Below are 24,975 nucleotides of genomic sequence, written 5' to 3' on the forward strand. Positions count from 1 at the left end.
TGATCATGTTGCACAATTCATCACATGGAAACGGCTGAAGCACGCTGGTCCGCGCGGGCCAGCAAGCGATCACGGGGCGCTGGACGCCGGGGAATGATCGGCACCATGAGAGCGACGGGAACAGAGTACGACGAGGCCGTTCGGGCAGTCCGCGCGGCCGAGATCGACGCAGACACCGCCGCCGACAACCTGATCGAGCGGATGACTGACGCTGAGGTCCTCTGGCTGCTAGACGGTGACTCCCCCCGTCGACTGCTTCCCCTCATCCCGTTTCTGCTCGGTCGGCGGCCCTTCGTCGCCGGAGCGAACAGGCGCCTCGGAATTCCCGGAATTCGGTTTAGCGACGGTGCTCGTGGCGTTGTGATCGGCGCCTCCACTTCCTTCCCGGTGACGATGGCTCGCGCCGCGACGTGGGACCCAACGCTGGAGGAGCAGGTCGGCATCGCGATCGGTCTGGAGACGCGGGCGCGAGGCGCGAACTACTCGGCATCGGTGTGCGTCAACCTGCTTCGCCACCCCGCGTGGGGCCGAGCGCAGGAGTGTTACGGGGAGGATCCCGTGCTAACGGGCATCATGGGGTCCGCCATAACGCGTGGTCTGCGCCTCAATGTGATGGCGTGCGTCAAGCACTTCGCTCTCAACTCGATGGAGAACGAGCGATTCGAAGTCGACGTCTCCGTCGATGAGCACGCTCTGCACGAGGTTTATCTGCCCCATTTCAAGGCGGTGATCGACGCCGGTGCCGACTCGGTGATGACCGCCTACAACCGGGTGCGTGGCGAGTACATGGACCTCAACGGCCCACTCGTCACCGGAGTATTGCGCGACGAATGGGGCTTCGCCGGGTTCGTGACGAGCGACTGGGTGTTCGGCACGCACGACGCAATCGAGAGTCTCCGTGCAGGAATGGATGTGGAGATGCCGCTGCGGATGCTTCGCGCTCGGTCGCTTCCCTCCGCGCTGCGATCGGGAGCGGTATCCCGCGAGACGGTTCTGCAATCGGCACACCGCATCCTGCGAACGACACTGCAACATGCCGCCACTCGCGAGGTAACCAGCCCGAGCCACGACGTGATCGCATCGACCTCGCACAGGGCACTCGCCAGAAAGGTCGCCGAGGAGTCCATCGTGCTCCTGAAGAACGATCCAGTAGACGGTGCCGCGCTACTGCCGCTCGCACCCGACACTCGTCGCATCGCGGTGATCGGCCGACTCTCAGAACGGGCAAATCTTGGCGATCACGGTTCGTCGCGGGTACGCCCCCCGTCAACGGTCTCGCCTCTGCAGGGGTTGCGCGAGGCGCTCCCGGATGTGCTGATCGAGACTGCCTCGGGATCGAGCGCGGCCGAGGCCGCGGCGGTCGCTGCAGCAGCAGACACCGCCATCGTGGTCGTGGGGCTCGACCAGCACGACGAAGGCGAGTCGGTCGTTACGGGAGGCGTCGATGTGGGTGTGCTCGGCGGCGCATTTACATCCGGCCCGTTTCGCGAACTTCTCATCAGGCTCGCCCACCTGGCGTCTCGCTTCGTCCGCGGCGGGGACCGCACCTCGCTCGAACTGCGCCCGACCGATGTGGAGCTGATCCGGGCGGTAGCGGCCGCGAACCCGCGCACGATCGTCGTTCTGATTGGCGGCAGCGCGATTCTCACGGAGACGTGGGGGGCGAGCGTGCCGGCGATCATGTACGCCTGGTACGGCGGAATGGAGGCGGGGCGCGCTCTCGCCAGGGTGATGAACGGCGACGTTGGGCCGAGTGGCAGACTTCCATTCGTCGTCCCCACCGATGTCGAGCACCTTCCCCCGTTTGACAGCGCCGCGAAGACCGTCGTCTATGACGACCGGTGGGGGCAACGGATGCTTGACGCTGACGGACACGTCGCCGCATTCCCATTCGGATTCGGGCTCTCCTACACGACCTTTTCGTATCAACTGGTTGATCACCGATTCGACGACAGGGGTGGCAGCGCGGAGGTGCTCGTCGCCAACACCGGCGACCGCGCAGGCTCGACCGTCGTGCAGGTCTATGCCGCGGACCTGTCCCTGGACCGCCCGGTGGCTCAGCTGTTGGGCTTTCAGAAGGTGGATCTGTCGCCTGGCTCATCCACGCTGGTGCACGTCGCCCTGGATGCCGGACCCACGCTCGAGCGCGATCCAGTGACGCACCGGTGGTCGAGGCGTGCGGGCACGTGGGCCATTCTCGCTGCCCAACACAGCCCACGGAGCTGGGAGGGGGCGCACCCACTCACGGTGTCGACCAGTGGCGGGATGCTGCCCGCGAATGAGTGAAACCTACCCCGGATCACCGGCTTCGGGAGCGTGTACCGACCACCGATAGTGGCGGGGCCACGGTCTCTACCCGAACGGAGAGCGTCTCGTCGTCGCCCAGCACACTGCGAAGGAGCCGCCGAGCCTCCCACCGAAACGGTGCTCGTCTCTCCTCGCGCCGCAGCACGAGATCGCCGGGTGAGTCTTCATACCGTCGGCGCAGATCGACGACCTCTTCCGCCCTGAGAAGGGCAATAGTGCTGTCACTGACGGGATCGACCAGGCGCATCAACGAGAACGGCCCGGTGAGGTCACTGGCAATCAGGTTGTTCTCGCTCGCTGCCAAGATCGTCTTTTGGGCACCGCGCGTGACGACCAGAGGACGGGACGGGCCGCTCAGCAACTGGCTCACCACGGTCGCGGCTGCACCGGGTCTGCCGATCCGGCGCGCTGCCGCCTGCATGTGCTGAAGTCGTCCCGGCTCACTGAGCACCTGATCGATCTTCCATCCGATGGTCGACGGAGTATTGCAACGGATGGCGGCGCCCTGCTCCATGAGATAGTCGCCGTTGCGAACCTCCTGACCAGGGATCGGGTTCACCACCACCATCGGCAAGCCCGCCGCCATGCACTCCGACGCCGAAAGTCCGCCCGGCTTGCCCACAAACAGATCTGCATCGTTCAGCAGCTGAGGCATCTCCGCGGTGAAGCCCAGTACCCGGTATCGGTCCCCGGCCGGCGCCACGACCTCTTCGATACGCCGTTTTAACTCCTCGTTACGCCCACAGACCACCGTCGCGGTGAATGGTGAGCTCATGTGCAATGTCTGCCGCACGACCGCGACGGCGTAGTCGCCGCCAGACGCACCGGCCGAGATGAGTAGCTTCGGGGGTCGCTCGCTGCTTCTCACGGCCGCCTGTTCCGGTGTAGCCGCCACCGGTATTCCGGAGACCCGCACGCGATCGGGAGGCACCCCCAACGTGGTGAGCTGTGCCTTCGCCTCCTCCCGGGCCACGAAGAGCGCATGAAACGCGCTCGTAAGCCACAGTCCCTGGAAGTCGTAGTCGGTGGTGACAACCGCCGTCTTGGCGTCGAGCACGCCGCGGAGGAGTAGCGACGCGATCAGCTGAGCGGGAAGGAAATGCGTGCAGACGATTGCGGTCGGCTTAAACCGCTTGATCTCGCTGACGGTAGGCATGGCATTCGCCTGCGTCCACGGGTCGAGCGGGCCACGACGTCGAAAAGGTTGGTCGCTGAGGTCGTAGCCCCAGTCAACCAACCACGGCACACTCTCGACCAGCGCGAAATATCCTTTGGCCAGCAGGTCGCGGTAGAGCACGGTGCTCTGTTGAAGCACGTCTACTACCCGCACATCGTCAATGTCGGCCCGAAGGTCGCACGCTTGCTTGACGGCCGCTGCGGCGCTGTTGTGCCCCGAGCCCACACCCGCCGACAAAATTAGCACCCGCTCGCCACCAACGAAATTAGGACTTCGTGCTGGTGTGTCGATCATGAATGGATGTTAGCGGGGCGGTCTTATCACTCAGTCAATGTGCACTGCGACGCGCCACAGGGGTACCGAGGTTCCGTCTCAGCAACAGGACCTTGGTCCCGGATGCACACCCCTGATCCAGTAAGAGTGGCCGCATGCGCGCACAAACGAACATCTTCTGGATCCTGGCCGTCTTCTTCGCGGTCGGGGATGCCGCGTACATCATCTGGAGTGTCGTCGCGATGGGGGGAATCGAGTGGACCGGAACGGTGGCGCTCACGATCAGCGTCATCCTTCCGCTGTTCCTCGGGTTCTACTTCAGCCGCACCCTCGGTTCCCAGAACGGAGACCTACCCGAAGACCGGGTCGATGCTGACATCGACGACGGCGATGCGGAGGTGGGGCAGTTCTCGCCGTGGAGCTGGTGGCCGGTCACTCTCGCTGCAGGAGCGGCGGTGCTCGTGCTCGGACTCGCAGCCGGCTTCTGGCTGTGTTTCATCGGGGCCGCGATCACCATGATCGCTCTGGTGGGCTGGGTTTACGAGTACTACCGCGGTAATTTCGCACGCTGATCAGCGCCACTTAACTCTCAGAAACACGAGGAGAACCAATCCCATGACACGACTCACCACAGTGACGGTGCTCGGCACCGGTGTTCTCGGCTCCCAGATCGCCTATCAAGCTGCGTACAGCGGCTTCACCGTGACCGCATACGACATCTCGGACGCCGTGCTCGAGAAGGCACGCGGCCGGTTCGACGAGCTGGCATCGGTGTATGAACGAACCGTTGCCGGAGGAGCAAACGGTAGGGCCACGCGCGCTCTCGACAATGTCACGTACTCCAGCGACCTGGGCGACGCGGTGAAGGATGCCGACATCGTCATCGAAGCGATCCCCGAGATCCTCGACCTGAAGAAAGCCACGTACTCCGCGCTGAGCGGTCTCGCTCCCCTGAGAACTATCTTCGCTACCAACTCGTCGACCCTGCTCCCGAGCGATCTGATGGAATCCACCGGAAGGCCGGATCGTTTTCTCGCGCTGCACTTCGCCAATGAGGTCTGGGTGCACAACACCGCGGAGATCATGGGCACAGCGAAGACCGACCCCGCGGTCTACGCGACCGTCGTCGAGTTCGCGCGTGACATCGGGATGGTGCCGATCGAGCTCAAGAAGGAGAAGGCGGGGTATGTGCTCAACTCGCTCCTCGTGCCGTTCCTGGATGCGGCGGCCGAGCTCCTGATCGACGGAATCGCCGATCCGGAGACCATCGACAAAACCTGGCGTATCGCCACCGGCGCACCGGCTGGTCCGTTCCAGATCTACGACGTCGTCGGGCTCACCACGGCGTACAACATCTCGCTCGCCGGCGGCCCCAAGCAGCGGGAGTTCGCCGACTACCTCAAGACCACCTATCTCGATCATGGCAAGCTCGGCGTCGCGACCGGGGAAGGGTTCTATCGCTACCCGGTGTCGGCCAGCGTCGGGTAGCTGCGAGCTTCCGGTCGGTGCAATGGCGCAGTGGCCGGAATCAGGTTGTCGCGTGTTCGGTAGCGACTTCGTCGGCCGGACGGTCGGTCGCGTGGGTCGGGACGACAAGCACGGGGCACCGTGAGTGCTCGGCGCAGTACGTGCTCACAGAACCCAGCAGTAGTCCGCCAATCGGACTGTGTCCACGGGTGCCGACGACGAGCAGCTGCGCGTGCACGGCCTCGGCCACTAGCGCCGGCCCGGCCGGGCCGGGCGTCGTGCTCTCGGTGACCCAGGCCGGCACCGCACCGTCGAACTCCGCAAGGGCGGCATCCCGTGCTGCTCGCCGCGCCGTGGTTTCCGGATGGAAGCCGACCACGGCATCCTGGTAGACCATCTCGTTCCATGCCGTGACGATGCGGAGATCGGCCGAGAGAAGGCGAGCCTGCGCTGCTGCGTGGTGGAGTGCGATGAGGGAATCCCTCGAGCCGTCCACTCCGACGACGACCACCGAGCGTGACATGTGAACTCCTCGTTTTCCGATGCGCCAGAAGCGATTCCCGTGGTCAGGCTAGGTCGGCAGAACCCTCGGCCCGGGGTCGAAGGTCCCGTGACAATCGCGTGAATCTAGCCCTCCGCGTGTGGGACGACGACCGCGCGCCCGGAGATCGTTCCGGCGTGGAGTCGTTCGTACGCGTGCGGTGCCTCCTCGAGCGTGAAGCGTTCGACATGCACCTTCACGAAGCCGCGGCGTGCCAGATCGAACACCTCGATGAGCTCGGAGCGCGAGCCCCAATACGGAGCCTGGACTGATGCCCCGAACGGTGTGGAGAAGAAACCCGTCGGCAGCACCCCTCCGCCGATCCCGACGATCTGGATCTTCCCGTCCATCGCCACACTCTGCTGCGCGATGTCGAGGGTCGGTTGGGTGCCCACGAAGTCGAAGACCACCTGGGCCCCCACGCCGCCGGTCGCGTTGCGGATCGCGGCCACGGCATCCGTGTTCGACGGGAAGGTCAGATCAGCACCGACCTCGCGTGCCAGGGCTAGCTTGTCCTCGTCGATGTCGAGCGCAACGATACGGGCGGATGTGATGGCCCGGAGGATCTGGATGGCGACGTGTCCGAGGCCGCCAGCGCCGATCACGACGGCGGTCGATCCGGGATAGAGCCTGTCGAGGCACGAGACGATCGCGTGATACGGAGTGAGCCCCGCATCCGTAAGAGAGACGGTGTCGACCGGGTCGAGATCGTCGAGCGGAATCAGGTGCCGGGAATCGTCGACGATGAGATAGTCGGCCATTGCTCCCGGTGCGCCCAGGCCGGGCGGGGCGATGCCGAGCGCTCCGGCGTTGGTGCAGTAATTCTCGCGGCCCTCCGAGCACGCGTGACAGTGTCCGCACCCCCACGGTCCGTAGACCGCGACCGAATCGCCGACGGCGACCCCCGTGGCGCCGTCGCCCAGCTTGTCAACGATGCCGGCGCCCTCATGCCCGAGCGTCAACGGGAGGCCGTAGATGTATTGCTCCGCTGGCAGCCCCATCAGGAAGGTGTCCGAATGGCAGAGCCCGGCGGCGGTGACCTTGAGTCGTACCTGTCCTGGGCCCGGTTCGGGCGTGGGGATCTCGACTACCTCAGGGGCGGAACCGATGGAACGATATTGAAGTGCTCTCATCTGACGAGTCTGTGCGCGAGGGCCGGCATTCTCTGGGACGTAGGTCCCGCCTCGGCTGGACACGAGCGCGCATCGTGGACCCATGGGTACCTCAGAGACGTCAGTGAAGCCGATTCTCGTCGGGATCGATGGTTCGTTGCATTCGTTGGAAGCACTTCGCTACGCAAAACGCGTGGCCATCGCGATGGGCCTTCCTCTGCGGATCGTGTCGGTGTGGCACTACCGCTCCGGCGGGTTCGGCCTGCCGCCGATCGGCATGGTGTCGATTTCTCTGGATTCAGAGCCACAGGTGGCCGCGCAGAAGACGATCGACGACTTCGTTTTCAGTGCGTTGGGCACCGATCCAAAAGTGCAGTTCGGTACTGCCGCCCTGGAAGGCGAGCCGGCCGATGTGCTGATCGGCCAGTCCGCCGGAGCCGAGCTCTTAGTCGTCGGGAGCCGGGGGTTGGGGAGCGTGTCGTCGGTGCTGCTCGGCTCGGTGAGTTCGCCCTGCGCCCAGCGCGCCCACTGCCCCGTGCTGGTCTTCCACCCACCAGTCAGGAACTGAGCTTCGCGGACGGCGTCGCTCGTGGGACACGCACCGTTCGCAACGCGTTGAGAATAGTCGCGAGATCGACTACCTCTTGAAGGGCTGCGCCGACCACCGCGGGGATGAATCCGAAGGCCGCGATGATCATCAGACCCACGCTCAGGCCGATACCGATCCAGATGCTCTGCAGGGCGATGCGAACCGAGCGTCTGCCGATGACGATCGCCGACACCACCAGGGAGATGTCGTCGAGGAGGAGTACGGCGGACGCGGATTCGCTGGCCGCCGACGCGCCGCGCGCGCCCATTGCGATGCCGACGTCGGCCGCCGCGAGTACCGGCGCATCGTTGACACCGTCGCCGACCATGATGACGGGGCGATCGTCTATCGCACGCACGGCCTCGACCTTGTCGGCGGGAAGGCAGCGCGCCCGGAGATCGCTGATGCCCACCTCGCCCGCAACATGCTCGGCGGTCGAATCCGAGTCCCCCGTGAGCATTCGGATGGAACCGATGCCCTCGAACGCCGCGAGACGTGCAATGGTGTCGCGGGCGTTCGCGCGAACGGGGTCCGTTGCCACGATCGCCCCGCCGAAACGACCATCGATGGCAACGTAGATGGCAAGCTCTCCTCCCGAAATGGGCGTCGACGGCGCGGCGGTGCAGCGGGTGGCGATGAAGTCCCGACTTCCCACGGAGACCAGCCGACCGTCGACCCGGGCATCCACTCCCCTGGCCTCCTTCTCCACCGCTCCCTCGGCGGGAAGCAACGTCAGTTTCGCCAGCTGTGCTGCCCGAGCTATCGATGCCGCCAGCACATGGGAGGAGTACTGCTCGGCGGACGCCGCTAGTCGCAGGAGCTGTGTTGCATCCAGTCCCGATTCCGGGCGGATCCTGACGATTGTCGGCGTGCCGGTAGTGAGCGTGCCGGTCTTGTCGAACACGACGGTACGCGCCCGGGCAAGGAGTTCGAGCACCGCGCCGCCTTTCATGACGATTCCTACGCGGGCCGACCGGCTCATTCCTCCGATGAAGGCGACCGGCGCCGCGAGCACGAGGGGACATGGAGTGGCGAGGACGAGCACCTCAGCGGCTCGTTTCGGATCGCCGGAGATCATCCACGCGACGGCCGCAATGACGACGGCAACAGCCGTGAACGGCAGTGCGTATCGATCGGCCAGCCGCACCACGGGAGCCTTGTTCTCTGCTGCCCGGCGCACCAGGGCGACGATGCCCTGATACTGGCTGTCGGCGGCGGTGGCGATCGTTCGAAGCGTGCTCACCGTGCTGCCGTTGATAGCACCGCTGTAGACGATCTCACCGCGGTGGGTCGTGACGGGCATGCTCTCGCCGGAGACTGACGACAGATCGAAGGCGGCGTCTTCGGACTCCAGTGTCGCGTCGACGGGCACCATTTCGCCCGACCTCACGACGATGCGGTCACCGACTGCGACCGCTCCTACATCGACATCGGCGATCTCATCGTCGCCGGTCAGCAGGTGAGCTATGCGCGGTTCGCGATCCAGAAGTGCGCTCAGCTCGGCTTCCGCTCTCCCCTCAGCGAAGTCTTCGAGCGCGCGACCTCCCGCAAGCATCACCACGATGATGAGGCTCGCGACGTACTCACCGACCGCGACCGTCGATCCGATCGCGAGAACGGCCAGGATGTCGATGCCGAAGACTCTCGCCATCATCTGGCGCACCATGATGACGGCTTCGCCCACGCCGACGATCGTGCAGTACCCACCGAACAACCAGGGGAGTCCTTGCTCGAGACCGGTGACGGCGAGGATCCCGCCGAGCACGCCGATCACCATGGTGCCGATCAGAAGCGCATAACGACGCGCAAGCCGCAGGGCGCCCGCCCGCGCTCGCTGATGTGGCCGGATGGTCTTCGACGCTGGCCTCAGTTTCACGACGCTCATGCCTCACCTTCGGCGGCCGCGCCGGGAGGCGCCGGGTCGAAGGTCCCATAGACATCTATGGGCCCTTGGTCCCTGTACCGGGGACCGGGGAGGGCCACCCTTGCGACAGCGTCACCCGCCGGGTAGGCCGGAGCAGCGAGGAGCACGTCCATGGACAAGAAGATCGTCGTCGTCGGTGTTGACGGATCGGAGACGTCGATCGAGGCGTTGCGCGACGCCGCGGGGTTCGCCCGCATGGCGAACGCCGAACTCCGCATCGTCAGTGCGTGGGAATACGTGGCCTTTCAAGACGTGAGCGGGGTGTTTGATCCCGAGCGCGAAGCGGAATGTTCCGCGCAATACGCGGTGCAGGCAGTGTTCGGTGACACCGTGCCCGACTGGGTTTCGATTGTCGTCGAACTCGGCAGGCCCGGTGAGGCGATGGTGCGTGCGAGCGAGAAGGCCGTTCTGCTCGTGGTCGGAAGTCGCGGGCACAACGTCGCCCTGCGATTCCTCCTCGGCTCCACCAGCACGTACTGCGCCGTGCGGGCCAAGTGCCCGGTCATGATCGTTCACCAGAACGATCGCCAGGACACCCGGGGTATCTGGGCGGACGTCGCCACCACGGCACGCTGAGCCAGACCGCACGTTCATGCTCACACGAAGCATCCGGATGCCCGCCACTCAGCCGACCACCGGGCGGTCGATGGCGCCGATGCCGTCATTACGCTCCCTCCTGTTCGACACTCCAGAGCCCCGCGAGATTCTGATCACCGCCGCGCCCGGGTGCCCGGAGTCGATTCTCATCCGCCATGTCACGGGTGCTCTCGACCGGGGAAATACGGTCGCGCTTCTCTGCCTTGCAGACCTCGACGAATCGGCGCAGCGCGCGCTCGCCGAGGTCGAGCGCACAACCACGCCTGGGGCGCTTCGGCAGGTTCATCGTGGGGACTGGCTGCGCGAGTGGAGCATCTCTGTTGTGGTGATCTTGGTCACGGGTGACCACGCATTCGTCAGCGACGGTCCCGGCACCTCGGATGACGCCCTGGGGTTCGTCCGCTACGCGCACCAGGATCTTGGCGAGCTGTACCGACGGCGCCGTCCGGTCGCCATCACCTGGGAGTGTGTCCCGGCGACACGGACGTAATCCGGGGGCGTTCAGGGGCGGTCCGGTTCCGGCCCGAAAACGAAGCGGCGTCCGGTGATCTCGCTCGGTGTGATGCGCACGTACACCTCTTTCTCCGTGGGAATCCAGGGCGTCAGTGGCGTGTCATCCGCCGCGAAAATGTCCTTCTGCTTCTCCAGTGCCACTGCCGTTCCCTTGACGACCACACTCCAACCATCGGTTGCGGTGAAGGAGTCGACTTCGAATGCAACCCGCGAGTTGATCGTGAGTTCGAGCAGCTTGCTCCCCTGCGCGGTGCGGATCAACACGCTCGAGCCGTCAGCGTAGTAATTGATGGGAAAGATATCCGGCGAGTCCGCGACCGACACGGCAAGCCTCCCCAGGGCCGCCGAGGCCAGCAGTGACCAGCACTCCTCCGTGTCGAGGGTGACGATCGGGTTGACGGATGTGGGGACGGATGCTGCGTGGTGCGCGCTCATGATGACCTCTCTGTCACAGTGCGGATCCGGGTTGTCCAGCGTTCCCGCGCCAGAGTGGATCCCGTGCAGGACGCTACCGTCGCTGGCGGAGGACGGCAGTGACCTTGGTCCCGTCCGTGCCGGTCGACCGCAGCTCTAGTCGACGCTCCGTTACGCGTCACCGGTCGGGCGTTGTCCCAGCCGGAGGATCGCCGCCTGTGTTCTGCGTTGCAGCCCGAGTTTTGCCAGGAGTCCGGAGACGTAGTTCTTGATGGTCTTCTCTGCGAGCCCGAGTTCGACACCGATCTGACGGTTGGTCAGCCCGTCGGCGATGAGGCTGAGGATCTGACTTTCGCGCAGACCGAGGGATCCCAGGCGGGGGTCGTCGGCGGTGTCCGCCGCGATCTTCTCGACCACGCGGCGACTCAGCGCGGGGTCGATGAGTGAGGTGCCTGCCGCCACCATGCGGATCGCCTCGAGGATGCGTGAGCCGCGGACATCCTTCAGCACGTAGCCGGCGGCGCCGGCGAGAACAGCCGCCCCGATCGCCTCGTCGTCGTCGTAGCCGGTGAGGATCAGGCAGCGGATTTCCGGGTGGGTAGAGCGGATGTCTCGGCACACGTCGATGCCGCTCCCATCGGGCAGCCGGACGTCTAACAGCGCGACCGTGGGCATCGTCGCGGTCACCCGACCGAGCGCCTGGGCTGCGGTCGATGCCTCGCCCACGACCTCGATGTCGGTCTCCGCGTTCAGCAGGTCGGCGATTCCTCGGCGCACGATCTCATGGTCGTCGAGCAGGAATACGCGGATGGTCTCTGTCATGTTCGCCCTGTCGGTTGCGCAGTGGGCACACGCCAGCGGAGTTGCGTGCCAGCCGAGCTGCTCTCGACGGTCGATGTTCCGCCTCGCGACGTGGCCCGCACTTCAAGATTCGCGAGCCCGCTCCTGCGGGTCGAGTCGCGGAGACCGTGTCCATCGTCATCGATGCTCAGTTCGAGTCCTGCACCGTCGGCAACGAGCCGGATGCTGGCAGACTGCGCCTCAGCGTGCCGCGCGATATTGGTGAGTGCTTCCCGTGCTACGGCGAGCACATCGTCTGCAAGCGAGTCCGTGATCACGAGGTCGACCGGCCCGCCGAACTCGAGAGTGGGAGTGCGGCCCAGGGATGTCGTCATCTCGGTCACGAGGTCGATAAAACGATGGCGAACCGTGATGCTCCCGCCGCTACTGGGGGTGGAGAGGGCGAAGATCGCCGTGCGGATCTGCGCGATAGCCCTGTCGATGTTGTTCACCGACTCTAGGATCTGGACGGAGGCGGGCGGCGGGAGCGCGCCGGCTATGCTCTGCAACAGCAGCCCCGTGCCGAAGAGCTGTTGGATGACGTGGTCGTGGAGGTCCCGCGCGATGCGTCCGCGGTCCTCGAGCACCAGCATTTGTTGTCGCGCCGTTCGGGACTTGATCACCTCGAGCGCCACGCTGGCTTGCCCAGCGAAGTCCGCAGCCATCTCCAGGTCCGAATTCTCAAACGACGCTCGGCCGTGTTTCTTGGTGACGACGACCACGGACTGCACTGTGCCGTTCGCGCTGAGGGGCAGCGCCATCACCGCACCGAGACCGTGCTGAGCGGCTATGGTCATCTGATGATTGGGCCCATCGTTGACCAACAGAGGCTGGCCTCCGTCGAAGGCACGCCCGGCAATGGTCTCGTTGAGAGGGAAACGACGACCCACCAGCTCGGCCGCCGCGAGTCCGCTTGCGGCCCTCACCTGGATTTCGTCACCGCCGGCGGCGAGGGTCGTCATGACCACGAGGTCGGCATCGGCGAGGGTGAGTAGACGTTCCACGAGGATTACCATCGGATCCTCCTCATCCGCCGACAGCATGGATGCGGTCACCTCTGCCGACGCAGCCGACCAGGCCTGCCGGCTGCGGGTTTCCGCATACAGGCGGGCATTCTCGATGGCGAAGCCGGCGGTTGCGGCGAGAGAAGTGACGAGTTGCACGTCGTCCGCGCTGAAGTCGCCCGATGCATGGTCGCTCAGGTAGAGGTTGCCGAACACGGTGCCGCGGATGCGGATCGGAACGCCCAGGAAGCTGTCCATTGGAGGGTGGTGTGCGGGGAATCCCGCGGATCGGGAGTCGTCTGCGATGTGACGCAGCCGGATCGGATGCGGGTCGTCGGTGAGCGCACCGAGCAGGCCGTGTCCTACCGGCAGATGACCGATCGCCGCGACCTCGGCATCGGGCATGCCCACATGGATGAATTGCTCAAGTTCGCCGTTCGGCGCTATGACACCCAACGCGCCGTAGCGTGCATCCACCAGCTCTACGGCCACCTCGACGATACGCCGGAGCACCTCCGGCAACTCCATGAGTTCGACGACTGCCTGGTTGGCGCGCAGGAGAGCGCGGAGCCTCCCCTGAGTGACCATCACGTCGCGCGCGTGATCGACCAATTCGGTCAGTGCAACGTCGAGCTGACTACGGGGCGCATCGGGGAAAGATATGGAGTCTGGCATGAATATGCGCCTTTCGCTCATCGGGTTTGGCGGACGAGCGAGTTCTGATCACCCCAGAGTATGCCTCTGCTGGCAACGGTGCTATGGGACCTTTTGCCATGGGACCTTTGTCCTCACTCCGTCCCCGCCGCTCTTGCACACTCCCAGGAGTGCCTCACCAACAGCCAAGGAGCGCCCGATGGCGAAGTCGATAGTGGTCGGCATCGACGGATCGAGTGCGGGCGATGCCGCCATCACCTGGGCAGCGACCCGCGCCGCGCGTCAGAACAGACCGTTGCAGATCCTCCATGTCATCGACGACGACTGGGGAGCCATCGGCACGCGGCAACTCGCTGAGCTTCACCCCGAGGCGCTCGAGTTGGTCGCCGGTGCGGCGGCGCTCGCATCATCCGTGGCTCCGGAGGTCGAGTGCGTGGTTCGAGTGACGATCGGCGACCCGATCGTCGAACTGGTCGATGCATCTCATTCCGCTCATCTGGTGGTCGTCGGTACCCACAAGACCGGGTTCTTCCACGGGCGGGCCCTCGGCTCCCGGAGCCTGCAACTGGCCGCAGCGTCGCAGAGCCCGGTGGCGATCATCCCGGGTTTCAGCACATCGCAACGAGACGGAATCGTCGTGGGACTCGACGATTCCGCGGGTGGGGAGGCAGCCCTGGCATTTGCTGCGCGGGAGTCCCGGGAACTCGACGAGCCGCTGGTGATCCTCCATGCGATTGCGCCGCCGCGACGGCGCCAGAGCGCAATTGTGACAGCGATGACTTCCTCGGCTAGCTCCCTTCCGGTTCACGCCATCGAGCGCGTGAAGGCGCTCGGGGTGTCGCACCATGTCCGGGTGCGGTCGGTGCGCCGGCCGCCGGCCGAGGCGCTCATCGACGCTGCCGCCCACGCGGAACTGCTGGTGCTCGGCTCGACGCGACGCCGCGGCGCAGACCTCACTCTGCTCGGCCCGGTGGTGCACGACGTGCTGATGAACATCACCGGACCGACTGTGGTGGTGCACGGGCTCACTTCGGTTCAGCGCGGGTCTTTGGTCCCTGGACACACGGCCTTGCTGGTCGATGCTGAGGGCACGACAGAAAGCCCGGATCGGAGCGAATGGTGACAGAGATCGTCGTAGGAATCGATGGAACGGTCGCATCCGCGTCGGCGCTCACCTGGGCACGGATGATCGCGGACCGGCTGAGTGCGCGCCTGGTGGTCGTCGGCGTGGTCGACGTCGACATCGCGAGCGTCATGTCCGCGGAGTACACCGAAGCCCACGCGCGAGCAGTGGAGTCGCTGCTCGATGACGCCAAAGCCGCGACGACCGGAACGGTCGTGGAAACCCGTCGAGCCTTCGGTCGCGTCGTCAGCGAACTCGTCGCTCAGGCGAAGGACGCATCGGTACTCGTCGTCGGCTCGGACAAGACCGGCGTGATCTCGGGGATCATCCACGGAACGATTCCGCTGAAGGTCGCCGACTCGACGGAAAGTCCTCTCGTCGTGGTGCCTGCGGCGTGGAAGGAATCTCTCGGGCCGATCGTCGTGGGAGTCGACGACACCACCGATAACGCCGCCATCACTTTCGCGGCCGAGATGGCACGAGCTCTCACCACTGATCTGCTCCTCGTGAACGTCTGGGGAGTGGCACCCCTGGTATTCGCCGATCCCCTGCAGCTCAAGCGATTGACGGCCGAACTCCGGGCGGCCGGCCGCCTCGTGCTCGACACCGTGCACGCCGAGCTTGCGAATAGCCATCCCTCGGTGGTCGTGACGAAGCAACTGGTCGAGGGCGACCCGTCGGTGGGGGTGCTCACCACCGTGCGCGCCACCGCCGGTACTCGCCTCGTCGTGGTCGGCACCCGTCGCCTCTCACCCCTCAGCTCACTGCTGCTCGGGTCGGTCGGCCACGACCTGCTCATGAACATGCCATGTCCGGTGGCAATCGTGCCGCCGACCAGAAAGGAACTGTGATGCAGACCGCTGACGCCACACAACTCGACGCGGAGGAATGTTGGTCACTCCTTCGCACGACCGACCTCGGCCGCCTTGCACTGATGAGCGACGGCTCTCCCGATATCGTCCCGCTGAATTACCTGGTCGGCGATGGCGTCCTGTATTTCCGGAGCGCGCCGGGCGACAAGCTCGCCGCGCTCGGCGTCGATCCCGCGGTGGCCTTCGAAGCGGATGGCATCTACTCACGCCAGCGCTGGAGCGTGGTCATCCGGGGAACGGCCCACCGCGTCAACTCCGACTCGGAGATCGAATCCTCTGGCGTAATGGAACTGGCGTCGTACCTGTCCGGCGACAAGTGGAATTACATTCGAATCCAGCCGCTCTCGGTGACCGGGAGGCGATTCCGTCGCTCCCCACGACGCGAGCCCCAAGCGGTAGTGTCCGCCGCGTCGATCGGCTGAGCCAGGAATGTCGACCCTCCTTCTCGTCGCACATGTCGTCGCGGCAATGTTCGTAATCGGACCCATGGCGATACTGCCGATGATGGGACTACGCGAAGTCCGCGCCGCGAACGCTGGGCGGCTCGACTCGATCAGCAGGGCGACCCGTCTTTTCAGCCTGCTCTCGCTCGTCGTGGTCGTGCTGGGATTCGGCGTGCTGGCGACGGCCAGATCGAAGGAGCAGCTGACGGTTCTGACTCCGTGGGTGGCGGCATCCGTCATCATCTACCTCGTCGCGACCAGCCTCAGTCTGTTCGTCACCGTCCCTCTGCTGCGCAATGAGGCGGACCGACTCACCTCGCCACAGTCGACGCCGCACCGGTCGATGCGCGCCTATCGCGCCGTCGCCGCAGCCTCGGGAGCTACGACGCTCGGTTTGGTGGCGATCACGGTGCTGATGGTCTGGCAGCCCTAGGGCTGTACGGCCGAGGGTAACGCGTGGGTCTGCTGGCGATCAGGTGCGTTCGTGGTGGGAACGGAGATCGGACGCTGGAAAGAAATGCTGTTCGGTTGGGGCGGTGGTGCTGAACGCGACCGCCGCATCGCGCATCTCGCGGTCCCTGCCGGTGAGCCGTTCGGACTGTTGCCGCCGGAACTCTCCCCAGGAGGGAACGACGAACGATTCGAGGAAGACATCCGCCGTCTCGCCGCTTCTATAGAGGCGCCAGCGCGAACCACCGGTGCGCCTGCGGGAGCCCTCGACCAGGCGCATGGCGGAACGGAAGTCGTCGACTGCGTCGGGGCGCACGGTGTACGACACCTGCACCACCACCGGACCGTCGGTAGGTGCGGGCTCGAAGACGAGGGAGGGGGTAGGGAGCGTCGAGCTGATGGTGCGATCGATTGTTCCGGTGCCCGGGAGGAGTGGTGCGACGCGAACGCTGGCCGCGACGAGAACGAGCAGCGCGGCCGATGTGGTCAGGGCCACGGTGGTGCCGAGCCATTCGGCGATAAGCCCCCAGACGAATGAGCCCAGAGCCATCGTGCCCATGAACACCAGGATGTATACGGACGCGCCGCGCGAGCGCACCCACTGCGGGAGGGTGAGCTGGAGTGAGGCGTTGAGCACGGTCAGCGTGCCGATCCAGGCGAGACCGGCGAGCACCAGCAGCACCAGGGCAGGCAGAAAGGGCAGAACCGCGGCGGCGATCGTTCCCACGGCGAACAACGCGGCGCTCGCCGCGATCACGACATTGTCGGAGAAGCGCTTGCGAGCGGCCGGGAGCGCGAAGATGCCCAACACTGCGCCGGCGCCCAGAGCACCCAAGAGAAGCCCGTATCCGCTCGAGTCCAGTTCGAGCCGGGTCGCTGTCACCGGCAGCAGGGCCCACAGAGCGCTCGCCGGCATGGCGAACAGGGCGGATCGCGCCAGTATTCGACGCACCAGGCGAGCGGATGCGACGTACCGCACGCCAGCGCGAAGTGCCGCACCGAACGGCTCCCGATCGTCGAGACCGGGCTGAGGTGGACGCTTCCACCAGAGCAGGGCCAACGCCGCGGCCGCGAAACTCAGCGCGTTGATTCCGAAGACGACCGGTGCGCCAAAGACGGAAAGGATGACCCCGGCAAGGGCGGGGCCGACCGCTCGAGCCCCATTGACCGTGATTCCACCGAGCGCCGAGGAGGCCCCGATGAGCGACCTCGGCACCAGTTCGGGCTGGATCGCCTGCCAGGCTGGCGACGTGAGCGTCGAGGTGATGCCGAGCACGAAGGTGAATGCGAGGATCGCCCACACCGTCAGGTCGTTCAGCGCTGCGACGACGGTAAGAGCCGCGGCGATAACCCCGCTGATTGCGGACCCCCAGATCAGGAGTTTCCGGCGATCCAGTGAATCCGCGAGTACTCCGGCGGGGAGAGAGAAGACGATCGCGGGTGCGAGACTCGCGGTCTGGACGAGGGCGATGATCGTGGCGCTGGCTGCGCCTTCGACCAAATACCACTGGGCGCCGACGGTCTGCATCCAGCTGCCGATGTTGCTTCCGAGCTGGGCGAACCAGAGCACGCGGAACGCGGTGATCGCCATCGGCGCCCACGCGGAGACTGATGTGGATGGGCTGCCTTTGAGCGACATCATCCGGCTCCCCTCGGATTCGAATGCCATGAGTGCCACTGCGGGCGAGGGAACTTTCCTCGTGGCGAAAAGTTACACGAAAAGGGCGCCAGACTGCGGGAAATGCCGATTCGAGTGAGGGGCACGGACGGGGTCACCGTCAGGATGTGCAAGTTAGGTAAGGCTACGCTTACACGGTGTACCGATCCTCAGCCCACCACCAGCGTGCGCTCGTGCTCGGTGCACTCACTGCGGGGGTCGCGCTCATCGCGGTGGTCAGCCTGATTCTCGGCAGCAATCTGATCAGTCCCACCGCGGTGGTGACCGGTCTGCTCGATCCCGCTCGGGATGTTGGGGACGTCGTCTGGGGCTCCCGCGTTCCGCGCACCGTGCTCGGCCTGCTCGTTGGATTCTGCCTCGGCGTCGCCGGCGCTGTCATGCAGGGACAGACCCGCAATCCGCTTGCCGACCCCGGCATCTTCGGCGTCTCGGCCGGCGCGAGTCTCGCCGTCGTCATCGGGGTCTACGTGCTCGGAACGAGTTCAGTGCTCACCACGCTATGGCTTGCCCTCGCCGGCGCGGTGGTGGCAAGCATCGTGGTGTTCTCCGTCGCCGCGCTCGGCACCGGGCTCTCGAGCCCTGTCCCGCTGGCGATCGCGGGAACGGCGGTCTCGGCGCTGTTGATCGCACTGACATCGTTTCTAGTCCTGTCCGACGAGACGACTCTGGCCGCCTACCGCATCTGGGTGGTCGGGTCGCTCTCCGGTCGCAGCCTGGCCGGGGTGGACGCGGCCCTCATCTTTGCCGGGCTGGGCATCATCTGTGCCGTCGCCAATGTCCGCTCTCTCAACGCCCTCGCCCTGGGCGCCGAGATGGCCAGCGGGCTCGGCGAGAACCTCGTTCGCGCCCGGATTGTCGGGTTGGCGGCGATCACCTTGCTGACCGCCAGCGCCGTCGCGATCACCGGACCAATCGGTTTCGTCGGCCTCACAGCGCCACACGTCGCGCGCGCAGCGATCGGCGGCGACCATCGGTGGCTGCTCCCCGCATCCGGCCTGATCGGTTCGTGTGTGCTGCTCGCCTGCGACGTCGTCGGACGTCTCATCGGTGGCACCGCGGAGGTCTCCGTGGGGGTCGTACTCGCTGTGCTCGGCGGAGTCGTGTTCATCGTGATCGTGAGACGCGCACGGATGGCGACGCTGTGACGGCGCTGCGGGAGGCGAAGCCCGCTGCGGTGACGCGCCGACAGAGCCGGGTCGTCGTCGTGACGCTGCTGTGCCTGGTTGCGGTTCTCGTGATCGCTCTGTGGGGCGTGGTCGCTGGCTCGTCCTCGCTGACGGGGGCAGATGTCGTGCGTACACTCATCGGCGCCGGCACGCCCGGACAGCAGCTGATCGTCGTCGAGCTGCGCCTGCCCCGCGTCGTGGCGGGTTTGCTTGTCGGCGCCGCACTCGGGCTGGCCGGCGCCCTCACGCAGACCTTCGCTCGCAATCCGCTCGCGACCCCGGACATCCTCGGAGTCACCTCCGGGGCGAGCCTCGGAGCCGTGGCCGCCATTGTGCTCGCCGGCGGGAGTTATTCGGTCGGAGCCGGTCTTCTCTCCCTGGGGCTCCCCGCGGTAGCGGTGCTCGGAGCCATGATCACCTCCGCCGTCGTCTATGGCCTCGCCTGGAGATCTGGCGTCGATAGCTACCGTCTGATTCTGATCGGAATCGGGGCAACCGCGGCCCTCGGCGGCGTCACCAGCTACCTCATCGCGCACGCCAAAATCACCGAGGCAGCCGCGGCCGCGCAATGGCTGGTCGGCAGCCTCTCCGGTGTCTCCTGGGCCAGCGTCTGGCCCGTTCTGATCTGTCTTGCGGTAATCCTGCCCATCGCGCTCACGCAATCGGCGAACCTCGAGATCACGCAGCTCGGCGATGAGATCTCGACCAGCCTCGGTGTGGTGGTGCAGCGCCATCGACTGCTGGTCATCGCCTGCGCGGTGGTGCTCACCGCTGCCGCTGTTTCGGCGAGCGGTCCGGTGGAGTTCGTCGCCTTCGTCGCACCGCAGATCGCTCGCAGGCTCACTCGAACCGGGCGTCCTCCGTTGCTCGCAGCTGGGCTGGTCGGCGCCATCATCGTGACCGGTGGCGATGCTCTGGGCCGCGGCGTGCTGCCCGGCGAGGTGCCGGTCGGCATCATTACCGCGATCATCGGCGCCCCCTATCTCATCTGGCTGCTCACTCGACGAACTGAACGGGAGAAACTGTGACCGAAACTCTTACGAGTACTCATCGGCCCGCTCGACATGCTGCCATCGAGGTGCGCGACATCACTCTGTCGTACGAGCGCTCGGTGGTGTTCGAAGGACTCCATCTCAGCATCGAGGCCGGTAAGGTCACGACCCTGATCGGCGCCAACGGCAGCGGAAAGTCGACCCTGCTGAAGGCGTTCGGGCGAATCCTGATGCCGAGTACGGGCACCGTGTATCTGGACGGGCGCCCGGTGCGCGAGTACGCGACCCGGGAGGTGGCCCGTCGGCTCGCGATCCTGCCCCAGAAGCCGCTCACTCCGTCGGCCACTAGCGTGCGTGATCTCGTGTCGCGCGGGCGGCATCCGCATCAGAGCCTGTTGAAGTCATGGACCTCCAGCGATGCCGAGGTGATCGATGCGGCGCTCGCGGCGACCGGACTCTCCGACCTGGCTGCCCGGGATGTCGGCTCGCTCTCGGGCGGGCAGCTCCAGCGTGCCTGGGTCGCCCTTGTTCTCGCTCAGGAGTCCCCCACGATCCTGCTCGACGAGCCGACCACCTTTCTCGATCTCAGCCATCAGCTCGACCTACTCGAGCTGGTGCGCTCGATCAACCGCGAACGGGGCGCGACGGTCGTGATGGTGCTGCACGATCTGTCGCTGGCCGGGCGGTATTCAGACCGGCTCGTGGCGGTCGGGCGGGGCAGGGTGCTCGCCGACGGCACGCCATGGGAGGTACTCACCCCCGAGATCTTGCGCTCTGCCTTCGACCTTGACGCGTTGGTGGTGCCCGATCCCAGCAGCGGAACGCCGCTCGTGGTTCCTGCCGTGCGCGCGGAGACCACCTCCGGTTTCGCTCTACTCCCGTAGATCGAGCCCATTCGCTCCAGTCCATTTGCTCCAGTCCGACGATGAGCCTCCCGGTCGCGCAGCAAGATAAGGGTAGGCTAACCTAAGTTTTGTGACCCCAACCAAGGCCGTGCGCCGCTCCGTTCTCCTGCTCGCCCCCCTCCTCGCGATCGTCAGTCTCGTCGGCTGTAGCGCGACATCCGACTCCGTTTCTGGCGGCAACGCCGGTTCGTCGTCGTGGAGCTTCACCGACGACACCGGAAAGACGGTGACCCTCGATCACCAGCCGAAGCGCATCGCCAGCTACGCCGACTACGCCCTCGGGCTGCTCAGTACGGGAGTGAAGCCGGTCGCGGTCTTTGGTCGCGTCGCGGTCGCGAGCGATGACCGTTTCGCCGACTACGACATCTCCTCGACCGCCATCGTCGGTAACAGCTATGGCGAAATCGACCTCGAGAAGCTGGCCGAGGCTGCGCCAGACCTGATCGTCGCGGGCGTCTACCCGACCGACCGCAAGGGCACCATTAATAAGGATGAGCCCTACTACAGCCTGGCCGACAAGGAACAGCAGACCCAGCTGGAGAAGATCGCTCCCATCGTCGCGATCAAGGTCGGTGGCAAGGGTAGTGACGTGATCACGAGCGTCAACAAGCTCGCCACCGCTCTCGGAGCCGACCCTGACACGATCGCCGCGGCGAAGAAGAAATACGACTCCGCGGCGGCCGATCTCAGGGCCGCGGCCGCGCAGACAAAGCTCGAAGTCACTCAGATGTACGCCGATGCCGACGGTGTCTATGTGGTCAAACCCGGCGATGAGCCGGAGACTGAGCTTTATCGGAGCCTCGGCGTGAAATTCACCGATCTGCACCCCGACGGCGAGTACTACTGGGACAAGTACAGCTGGGAAAATGCCGCCCAGATGATGACCGGGGACGTGCTGCTGGTCAACGTCGAGGGGTTCCAGAAGAAGGACCTGCTCGACCAAGCGACCTTCGCTTCCAGTCCCGCTCTGAAGACCGGCCAGATCCACGCCTGGAACTCTGCCGCTCTCGACTACGCCTCACAGGCCAAGCACATCACCGAGCTGGCGAAGATTCTGCGCGACTCGAAAAACGTCTGAGCGATCTGGCGTTGAGTTCGCAGGTACTGCGCACGGATCTGCGTGAGCCAGGCATGCCGTGATGTAATCGATCGTGAGCATCTGGGTGACCCTCATCGCCGTCGCATCGCTGACGGCCGTGACCCTGGTGATCGTGCTCGCCCTGCGACTCGAGCATCCGTGGTTGCAGCCATGGGCGGTGCTGCGGGCCGCGCTCCAGCTCGGAGTCCTCACCGTGATTCTGCACGGGGTGATCACCAGCACGCTGTGGGTGGCGGTCTTCCTGCTGGTGATGGTCGTGGCCGCCACCTGGGTCGTGTTCCGGCGGCTGCGTCTGCCGCGGCGCTACCTTCCCGTGCTCGCTGCAACCGTCGTGATCGCGGCCGCGGTGCCGACCTCTCTGGTCTTTGTCACCGGCGCCGTCGAGTTCTCACCGCGGTACGTTCTGGCGGTCGGCGGAATCATCGTCGGAAACACGATGACGGTCTCGACGCTGATGGGACGGTCGCTTGGCGGCCTGATCCTCGCGCAGCGCGAGGAGATCGAAGCCTGGCTGTCGGTGGGAGCGACCAGCAGGCGCGCGGCACTGCGAGCGGTACGCGCGGCGGCCTCTACCGCGCTCATCCCGTCGACCGATCAGACTCGTACCACCGGAATCGTGACACTCCCCGGTGCCTTTGTCGGGGCGGTATTCGCCGGCGCCTCGCCGTTGGAGGCGGCGGAGTTTCAGCTCATCGTGCTGGCGGCCATCCTCGCCGCCGGAGCCATCACGGTGGCGCTGTTCACCCTCGTTTTCGGCGCGCCGGAAGTACTTCCCCTGGAGGAGAGCCCGTTGGGCGGTCGGTCGCTGCTCGGGCCGGCAATCACCGCGCCTTCGCGGTCCGATCTCGCGCGATCCGACGCCGCGCACTGACCCTCTGAGTCAGGGCGGCCTGGGTCAGTGCGGCGGTATGTCGCGCGGGCCTTGCGCCGGACGCAGAAAGGCGAGGGCATCGATGACCGGCACGAGCCCGCGCAAGAGCTTGCTGCGGGCGACCTCGAGTCCGAACCATCCGCCGCGGTCGATCTCGGGGAAGCTCTGCAGATGGCCGGAGCGCGGTGGCCATTCGATGTCGAAGGTGTTGCCGCAGAGCGCGACCGGGAGGTCGTCGATCTGAGCGACGAACACCGTCACGATCTTGCGGGAAGGCTGCGTGAACTCTCCCAGTAGGCGGTAGTCGACCGACGGGGCGGCAATGCCGGTCTCTTCTCTGAACTCTCGGAGTGCCGCCCGCAGAGGCGTCTCCCCCGCTTCGAGTCCGCCCTTGATGACCGACCAGGCCGCGGCATCCTTGCGCGACCAATACGGGCCACCCATGTGACCCAGGTACACCTCGAGGTCAGCACCGAGCATCCGAAAAGGAAGGATGCCCGCGCTGTGCTCCCGCGCCGCATGGTCAGCCACGTTGGTCAGCCACGACGACTACAGCGCATCGATCTGTCGGTGCAGGTGCGCGAGTTCATCGCGCGCGGCGTCGAGTTGTGCCGTCTTCTGTTCTCGTGCGTCGTCGATCTCGGTCAGTTGCCGACTCGCCCGTTCGACCGACTCCTGCACGCGAGCAAGGCGCCGCTGGAGTTCTGCAAGCGCACGTTCGCGTTCGCGTTCCCGTGTCTGTTCTCGACTCTGTGCTTGTGTCTGTTTTCGTTTCTGTTCTCGACTTTGTTCTCGTCCGCTTTTTTGTCTCTGGTCCAGGCTCTCCTCGGCGACTCGCTGCCGCTCCGCTGCCGCGCGGCGGTCGGCCGTTGCCGACGCCCACGTTGCCGATGGTGCACTCCGCACGGCGATGGCGCCCACGAGGTCGGGCAGTGCGAGTGAACCCTCGAGATCCACCGGCTCCAGCCCGGTGGATTGCAACGACCTGATCAGGATGCCGGACCGCACCGCTGCGGCCGCCGCCGCATCCGACATGGCGGCAGAAAACGTCTGCGCCACCTCGTCGAGTACAGGTGCCGAGGTCGACACCGCGGCTTCTGCACCGAGTTCGCGCGCCCGCGCCGCCAGCTTCCTGACTACTTCACGATGCTGCTTGCTGAGGCGTTGGATGCTTACGCGATCGGCGTTGCCCTGGGCGTGCTGCAGGTCGGTGCCGAGCGCGATGGCGATGTCGAGCTCCTCGCGGTGGTGCCTGCTCACCTGATTGACCAGCCATGCCGCCGGGGTCGGCTTCGTCAGTGCCCGAACGGCTGCCGCCAGAGGTTTTTCGAGGGCCTTCGCACGCTCGTTACGGCGGGCGATGAAGTCCCGCGGCATCAGCGAGTACAGGTCTTCCGCGATCGCGGAGATCTCAGACTCGTCGCGTGCCATGCCGCGAACACTACGCGCAGTGGCGGTTGAAGCGCGCTGGTCGGCGGCGGCGCACGGTTACCGATGACGCGAGTCGCCTCACGAGCCTTCGTCCTATCGCTGGGATAAGACATCCTCTCCAGTGCGAGGGGCCGCAAGAGTGCAGTGCGGTCATGGACGCCGACCCGGTAGTGACGGACCCGCAGCTTAACCGGGTGCTGTGGGAGAACGACGACGTGCGGGTACTGGAGTACACCGATGTACCCGGCGACGCCCCGACGCTGCATCATCACCCGAACACCGTGATGGTGACTCTCACGGGGTTCGAGCGTCAGTTGTCCGACGGGACGCAGTCGACCGATGTTGAACTGCCCGCGGGGCGCGCGGTCTGGCTTCCTGCGCAGTTTCACCGCGGTACGAACAGCGGCAGCACACTGACGCACACGATCTTGGTCGAGGTCAAGCACAGTACTGTCGGCGCCGACCCGTCGCCCCAGCTCGGACCCCGCTTGATCGGCTGAGGTCGCGCGGCTGAGATCGCGCCGCTGAGATCG

At 65.7% G+C, this 24,975-nt stretch carries 26 protein-coding genes; 16 read left to right on the forward strand and 10 right to left on the reverse strand.

Features of this window, described 5'->3' with window-relative positions; all coding sequences use genetic code 11:
* The first annotated feature begins 105 nt into the window (after window positions 1-105).
* On the forward strand, window positions 106-2,286 hold the full coding sequence (locus IV501_RS09650; protein WP_234698120.1) for a beta-glucosidase: 2,181 nt from the start codon (window positions 106-108) through the stop codon (window positions 2,284-2,286).
* A 13-nt stretch (window positions 2,287-2,299) separates the two neighbouring features.
* Here the strand turns inward: IV501_RS09650 and IV501_RS09655 are convergent, their stop codons facing one another.
* Window positions 2,300-3,778, reverse strand: a complete 1,479-nt coding sequence (locus IV501_RS09655) for an MGDG synthase family glycosyltransferase (RefSeq protein ID WP_200555256.1) — start codon at window positions 3,776-3,778, stop codon at window positions 2,300-2,302.
* A 134-nt stretch (window positions 3,779-3,912) separates the two neighbouring features.
* Between IV501_RS09655 and IV501_RS09660 the strand changes: the two genes are divergently transcribed.
* Together IV501_RS09660 and IV501_RS09665 are read left to right on the forward strand one after the other, a co-directional pair.
* A complete protein-coding gene (locus IV501_RS09660; protein WP_200555255.1) occupies window positions 3,913-4,329 on the forward strand; it encodes a cytochrome c oxidase subunit 4 in 417 nt (138 codons plus the stop codon).
* 43 nt (window positions 4,330-4,372) lie between these two features.
* Window positions 4,373-5,245 carry a 3-hydroxyacyl-CoA dehydrogenase gene (locus tag IV501_RS09665; RefSeq protein ID WP_200555254.1) on the forward strand — a complete coding sequence of 291 codons (873 nt, stop codon included), beginning with the start codon at window positions 4,373-4,375 and terminating at the stop codon, window positions 5,243-5,245.
* Window positions 5,246-5,285: 40 nt separating this feature from the next.
* Here IV501_RS09665 and IV501_RS09670 read toward each other — a convergent pair whose 3' ends face one another.
* A complete protein-coding gene (locus tag IV501_RS09670; RefSeq protein WP_200555253.1) occupies window positions 5,286-5,747 on the reverse strand; it encodes a universal stress protein in 462 nt (153 codons plus the stop codon).
* Window positions 5,748-5,851: 104 nt separating this feature from the next.
* Window positions 5,852-6,898, reverse strand: a complete 1,047-nt coding sequence (locus tag IV501_RS09675; RefSeq protein WP_200555252.1) for an NAD(P)-dependent alcohol dehydrogenase — start codon at window positions 6,896-6,898, stop codon at window positions 5,852-5,854.
* 103 nt (window positions 6,899-7,001) lie between these two features.
* Here IV501_RS09675 and IV501_RS09680 point away from each other — a divergent pair, with 103 nt between their 5' ends.
* Complete coding sequence (locus IV501_RS09680) at window positions 7,002-7,445, forward strand: universal stress protein (RefSeq protein ID WP_200555251.1); 444 nt, start codon at window positions 7,002-7,004, stop codon at window positions 7,443-7,445.
* On the opposite strand, the gene IV501_RS09685 is transcribed toward IV501_RS09680, so the two are convergent.
* Complete coding sequence (locus tag IV501_RS09685) at window positions 7,435-9,351, reverse strand: heavy metal translocating P-type ATPase (protein WP_200555250.1); 1,917 nt, start codon at window positions 9,349-9,351, stop codon at window positions 7,435-7,437. The two genes, IV501_RS09680 and IV501_RS09685, sit on opposite strands and share 11 nt — an antisense overlap.
* Before the next feature lie 150 nt (window positions 9,352-9,501).
* Between IV501_RS09685 and IV501_RS09690 the strand changes: the two genes are divergently transcribed.
* Together IV501_RS09690 and IV501_RS09695 are read left to right on the forward strand one after the other, a co-directional pair.
* Window positions 9,502-9,966, forward strand: coding sequence for a universal stress protein (locus tag IV501_RS09690; protein ID WP_200555249.1), 465 nt, complete (start codon window positions 9,502-9,504; stop codon window positions 9,964-9,966).
* A gap of 37 nt (window positions 9,967-10,003) precedes the next feature.
* Window positions 10,004-10,477 carry a hypothetical protein gene (locus IV501_RS09695; RefSeq protein ID WP_200555248.1) on the forward strand — a complete coding sequence of 158 codons (474 nt, stop codon included), beginning with the start codon at window positions 10,004-10,006 and terminating at the stop codon, window positions 10,475-10,477.
* Between the two features lie 11 nt (window positions 10,478-10,488).
* On the opposite strand, the gene IV501_RS09700 is transcribed toward IV501_RS09695, so the two are convergent.
* The 3 genes from IV501_RS09700 to IV501_RS09710 form a co-directional block, all read right to left on the reverse strand.
* Window positions 10,489-10,935 (reverse strand): pyridoxamine 5'-phosphate oxidase family protein, encoded by a 447-nt coding sequence (locus IV501_RS09700; protein ID WP_200555247.1) that lies wholly within the window; start codon window positions 10,933-10,935, stop codon window positions 10,489-10,491.
* Window positions 10,936-11,085: 150 nt separating this feature from the next.
* On the reverse strand, window positions 11,086-11,736 hold the full coding sequence (locus IV501_RS09705; protein ID WP_200555246.1) for a response regulator: 651 nt from the start codon (window positions 11,734-11,736) through the stop codon (window positions 11,086-11,088).
* A complete protein-coding gene (locus tag IV501_RS09710) occupies window positions 11,733-13,433 on the reverse strand; it encodes a sensor histidine kinase (RefSeq protein ID WP_234698118.1) in 1,701 nt (566 codons plus the stop codon). The genes IV501_RS09705 and IV501_RS09710 overlap by 4 nt, the downstream gene beginning before the upstream one ends.
* A 178-nt stretch (window positions 13,434-13,611) precedes the next feature.
* On the opposite strand from IV501_RS09710, the gene IV501_RS09715 reads away from it, so the two are divergent.
* From IV501_RS09715 to IV501_RS09730, 4 genes are read left to right on the forward strand one after another with little or no spacing between them, the layout of a single operon-like run.
* Entirely contained in the window at window positions 13,612-14,535 is a 924-nt protein-coding gene (locus IV501_RS09715) for a universal stress protein (protein WP_200555245.1), read from the forward strand.
* Window positions 14,532-15,386, forward strand: a complete 855-nt coding sequence (locus tag IV501_RS09720; RefSeq protein ID WP_200555244.1) for a universal stress protein — start codon at window positions 14,532-14,534, stop codon at window positions 15,384-15,386. Before IV501_RS09715 ends, IV501_RS09720 begins: the two co-directional genes overlap by 4 nt.
* Window positions 15,386-15,829 carry a pyridoxamine 5'-phosphate oxidase family protein gene (locus IV501_RS09725; RefSeq protein ID WP_200555243.1) on the forward strand — a complete coding sequence of 148 codons (444 nt, stop codon included), beginning with the start codon at window positions 15,386-15,388 and terminating at the stop codon, window positions 15,827-15,829. Before IV501_RS09720 ends, IV501_RS09725 begins: the two co-directional genes overlap by 1 nt.
* Before the next feature lie 7 nt (window positions 15,830-15,836).
* A complete protein-coding gene (locus IV501_RS09730; RefSeq protein WP_200555242.1) occupies window positions 15,837-16,283 on the forward strand; it encodes a DUF2269 family protein in 447 nt (148 codons plus the stop codon).
* Window positions 16,284-16,322: 39 nt separating this feature from the next.
* On the opposite strand, the gene IV501_RS09735 is transcribed toward IV501_RS09730, so the two are convergent.
* Entirely contained in the window at window positions 16,323-17,969 is a 1,647-nt protein-coding gene (locus tag IV501_RS09735; protein ID WP_234698116.1) for an MFS transporter, read from the reverse strand.
* A gap of 146 nt (window positions 17,970-18,115) precedes the next feature.
* On the opposite strand from IV501_RS09735, the gene IV501_RS09740 reads away from it, so the two are divergent.
* The 5 genes from IV501_RS09740 (at window position 18,116) to IV501_RS09760 (ending at window position 23,011) form a co-directional block, all read left to right on the forward strand.
* Window positions 18,116-19,123 carry a FecCD family ABC transporter permease gene (locus IV501_RS09740; RefSeq protein ID WP_200555241.1) on the forward strand — a complete coding sequence of 336 codons (1,008 nt, stop codon included), beginning with the start codon at window positions 18,116-18,118 and terminating at the stop codon, window positions 19,121-19,123.
* Window positions 19,120-20,172, forward strand: a complete 1,053-nt coding sequence (locus IV501_RS09745) for a FecCD family ABC transporter permease (RefSeq protein WP_200555240.1) — start codon at window positions 19,120-19,122, stop codon at window positions 20,170-20,172. The genes IV501_RS09740 and IV501_RS09745 overlap by 4 nt, the downstream gene beginning before the upstream one ends.
* Window positions 20,169-21,020: an ABC transporter ATP-binding protein gene (locus IV501_RS09750; protein ID WP_307812179.1), complete on the forward strand. Its 852-nt coding sequence runs from the start codon at window positions 20,169-20,171 to the stop codon at window positions 21,018-21,020. Before IV501_RS09745 ends, IV501_RS09750 begins: the two co-directional genes overlap by 4 nt.
* Window positions 21,021-21,111: 91 nt before the next feature.
* A complete protein-coding gene (locus IV501_RS09755) occupies window positions 21,112-22,119 on the forward strand; it encodes an ABC transporter substrate-binding protein (RefSeq protein ID WP_200555239.1) in 1,008 nt (335 codons plus the stop codon).
* Window positions 22,120-22,192: 73 nt separating this feature from the next.
* Window positions 22,193-23,011, forward strand: a complete 819-nt coding sequence (locus IV501_RS09760; RefSeq protein ID WP_200555238.1) for an ABC transporter permease — start codon at window positions 22,193-22,195, stop codon at window positions 23,009-23,011.
* A 24-nt stretch (window positions 23,012-23,035) separates the two neighbouring features.
* On the opposite strand, the gene IV501_RS09765 is transcribed toward IV501_RS09760, so the two are convergent.
* The gene (locus tag IV501_RS09765) at window positions 23,036-23,542 is read right to left on the reverse strand and encodes an NUDIX hydrolase (protein WP_307812178.1); all 507 of its coding nucleotides are present in this window, start codon (window positions 23,540-23,542) and stop codon (window positions 23,036-23,038) included.
* Between the two features lie 18 nt (window positions 23,543-23,560).
* The gene (locus tag IV501_RS09770; RefSeq protein ID WP_200555237.1) at window positions 23,561-24,442 is read right to left on the reverse strand and encodes a coiled-coil domain-containing protein; all 882 of its coding nucleotides are present in this window, start codon (window positions 24,440-24,442) and stop codon (window positions 23,561-23,563) included.
* Between the two features lie 152 nt (window positions 24,443-24,594).
* On the opposite strand from IV501_RS09770, the gene IV501_RS09775 reads away from it, so the two are divergent.
* The gene (locus tag IV501_RS09775) at window positions 24,595-24,942 is read left to right on the forward strand and encodes a cytoplasmic protein (RefSeq protein WP_200555236.1); all 348 of its coding nucleotides are present in this window, start codon (window positions 24,595-24,597) and stop codon (window positions 24,940-24,942) included.
* Window positions 24,943-24,975 lie beyond the last annotated feature (33 nt).

This window comes from Lacisediminihabitans changchengi (genome assembly GCF_016634425.1).
GTDB classification, from domain to species: domain Bacteria; phylum Actinomycetota; class Actinomycetes; order Actinomycetales; family Microbacteriaceae; genus Lacisediminihabitans; species Lacisediminihabitans changchengi.